3 protein-coding genes and 1 pseudogene are annotated in these 2,785 nt (G+C 70.5%); 1 reads left to right on the top strand and 3 read right to left on the bottom strand.

What is annotated here, in order from left to right; genetic code table 11:
• Nucleotides 1-136 precede the first annotated feature (136 nt).
• Nucleotides 137-367: a hypothetical protein gene (locus tag QH195_RS01995; protein ID WP_033245578.1), complete on the bottom strand. Its 231-nt coding sequence runs from the start codon at nt 365-367 to the stop codon at nt 137-139.
• Between the two features lie 144 nt (nt 368-511).
• Nucleotides 512-934, bottom strand: a complete 423-nt coding sequence (locus QH195_RS02000) for a ChaB family protein (RefSeq protein ID WP_280434124.1) — start codon at nt 932-934, stop codon at nt 512-514.
• A 190-nt stretch (nt 935-1,124) separates the two neighbouring features.
• Between QH195_RS02000 and QH195_RS02005 the strand changes: the two genes are divergently transcribed.
• Complete coding sequence (locus QH195_RS02005) at nt 1,125-1,592, top strand: PPOX class F420-dependent oxidoreductase (RefSeq protein WP_280424054.1); 468 nt, start codon at nt 1,125-1,127, stop codon at nt 1,590-1,592.
• Nucleotides 1,593-1,634: 42 nt separating this feature from the next.
• Here QH195_RS02005 and QH195_RS02010 read toward each other — a convergent pair.
• Nucleotides 1,635-2,620: pseudogene (locus QH195_RS02010) on the bottom strand (glycerate kinase); the annotation flags it as partial.
• Nucleotides 2,621-2,785 lie beyond the last annotated feature (165 nt).

A 2,785-nucleotide genomic window follows, 5' to 3' on the forward strand; every position in this document is an offset into this window, starting at 1 on the left:
GGGTGCGGGGGCGGGCGGGGGGCCTATAACCGCCTTTATCTCCTTCCGGGCGCCCGGCGCCACACCTCCCCCGACCGGCCCCCGGCGCGGTCGCCGGTGGCCGGTCGGGTGACGAATGTGCCCGCGGTGGGCCCGATCAGCTCAGGCGCTGGGCGAGCAGTGCCTTGGCCTGCTCGGCGCCCTTCTGGCTCTCGTGCTGGGCGCGTTTGAAGAATTCGGCGATTTCGGCGTCACCGGCCCGCTCGGCGTCCCGGCTGTACACCTCCATACGCAGTGCGTTGCTCAGACATGCCTCGGTGAACCAGATGAGGTTGTAGTCCTTGTCCTTGGTCCCGGTGAACTGGCCGGTTTCCTGCTGGATGCTCATTACGGCCTCCTGTTCGTTTGTCCGCGCCCACTGCCGGGCGCCTGCTCTGCCGACGGTGTCCCTACCGTCACGGGCGCCCTACCCGCCGCGCTGCCCGCGAAACAGGCGCGCCGGGCGGATTGCGCGAAGCGCCGTCCGAAAGCGCTACTTCCTGCGCCTGGCCGTATCGCGACGGTTGGCTTTCTCGATGGCGGTGACGAGTTCGTCCTTGGTCATCTTCCACCGCCCGCTGATATCGAGCCTTCCCGCGACGTCGATCAGATGCTGTTTGGACGCGTTGGCGTCGACACCTTCGGCGCTGGCACCCTTCGGATTCGGACCGCCACTGGCGGCGCGCTCGTCGGACGGGCCTCGTTTCCTCTTGGGCTCCCAGTGGTCGCCGACCTTCTCGAAGCTGTGCTTGAGCGCCTCGTAGGCGACCCGGTGCGCGCGCTGTTCGCTGCCGTAGGTCTGCAGCGCCGAGTCGTGGGCCTTGGCGAAGGTGCGCTGCGCTTTCTCGTCCGAACGCTGCAGAGTGCTCGGCAGCTCCGATTTCCGGACCGTGCCGCGGGCAGTCGTCTTCGGCATCGCGTACTCCTTCCTGGTCCTGGTTGTCCGATGTTCCGGCGCGGACGTCGTCTCGTCCGGCCCGGGTACCGGGCGGCTACCCGTTCGCGCAATGCTGAATCCGGCGCCGTGTGTGCGAGCACGGAGGGTGTCGCCGGACCTGGTTATGCTGCGGAGAAAACTCATCCGGCCGACGCAGAGAAAGGCATCCATGCCCCGCATCGCCAGTGCCACCACCGTGGACCGCGCCGCCCTGCTGGAATTCCTGCGCTCCCGTCATCACGGTGTACTGGTCACCACCCGAGCCGGTGGCGCACCGCAGATGTCCCCGGTGACCTGCGGTCTGGATCCGGAGGGACGAATCGTCGTCTCCACCTATCCCGGTCGCGCCAAAGCCCGCAATATCCGGCGCGACCCGCGGGTATCGATCTGCGTGCTGTCCGAGGATTTCGACGATGCCTATGTACAGGTCGACGGGCGGGGTGAGGTGATCGATATGCCCGCGGCGCTCGACGGCCTGGTCGACTACTACCGCGGTATCTCCGGTGAACATCCGGACTGGGACGAATATCGCGCGGCCATGGCCCGGCAGAACAAATCGCTGATCCGCATCACCATCGAACGCTGGGGTCCCATCGCCACCGGAGGGTTCCCGCCCGAACACGACCCGGCGAACTGAGCCGGTAGGCGGCTCGACCGGTCGCGCGTCCGCTTGTCGGCGGGCCGGGCCTCCGGTGGTGGTCAGGAGTTCCGGGCCCCGATACGCCGACCCGCCGCGTGCATGGCGGCGGTATCGGAGGCGACGATCACCTCGGCGAACCGTGCCCGGTAGTCGCCGAGGTCGTCGCCCACCGATCCCACGACCGCGTACACCGGGGTGTCGCCGGCCCGCGCCAGAATCGCCGAGATGATCTTCCCGGCGCGGGTCTGGCCGTCGAGACGGCCCTCCCCGACGACGATCGCCTCGGCGTCCGCGGCCAGCGTGTCGAACCCGCCGGCATCGAGGACGTACTCGGCGCCGGACCGCAAGTCCGCGCCGTACTGCGCCCACATCCCACCGGAGAAGCCGCCCGCCGCGCCCGTGGCGTCGACACCGGAGGGGTCGCGCGGCAACCGGCCCGCGGTATCGGCGAGGCGGCGGGTCAGTAGTTCCACGGTGGCCGGGTCGGCGCCCTTCTGCGGGCCGAAGACACGGGCGGCGTCGACGTAGCGGGTGGTGACATCGGTGAGTACGGTGATCGAGGCGCCGCGCAGGCCACCGCCGTCCTCGATGGCCGCGATGGCACCGGTACCACCGTCGGTGGTGGCCGAGCCGCCCGCCGCGACCACGATCCGCCGGGCCCCGCGCTGCGCGGCCGCGGCGATGAGCATGCCGGTGCCGTAGGTATCGGCGGTGACCGGATCCCGCGGGCCGTCGTGCGGGGTGGTGACCCCACTGGCCGCGGCGACCTCGATCACCGCGATACCGTCGTCCGACAGGCCGATCGTGGCGGTACACGGCATACGCCAAGGGTTGCGTGCCTCGACGGTCACCCGCTGCAGACCGAGCGGCTCGACGAGTACCTCGAGGGTTCCCTCGCCACCGTCGGCGACCGGCAGCCGCAGCGCGCTGCCACCGGTCTCCTCGACGCCGCGGCCGATCGCCTCGGCGACCTCCACTGCCGTATAGGTGCCCTTGAAACTGTCCGGGGCGATGAGCACGGTCACGACAGCGCTCCTGCACAGCGCGAACCGAGCGGGCGTGCGTGCAGGCCGAACCGCCCGGTCCGGGCTCGCGCGGGGGCGGCCCGGCCCCCGCGGCGGGGCCGGGCTCGGCCCGGGTTGGGGGGATCGGCGCCAGCACGGAGACTGGCGGGGGTGAATGGCCGTACC

It is taken from the genome of Nocardia carnea, from assembly GCF_029868855.1.
GTDB lineage: Bacteria > Actinomycetota > Actinomycetes > Mycobacteriales > Mycobacteriaceae > Nocardia > Nocardia carnea_A.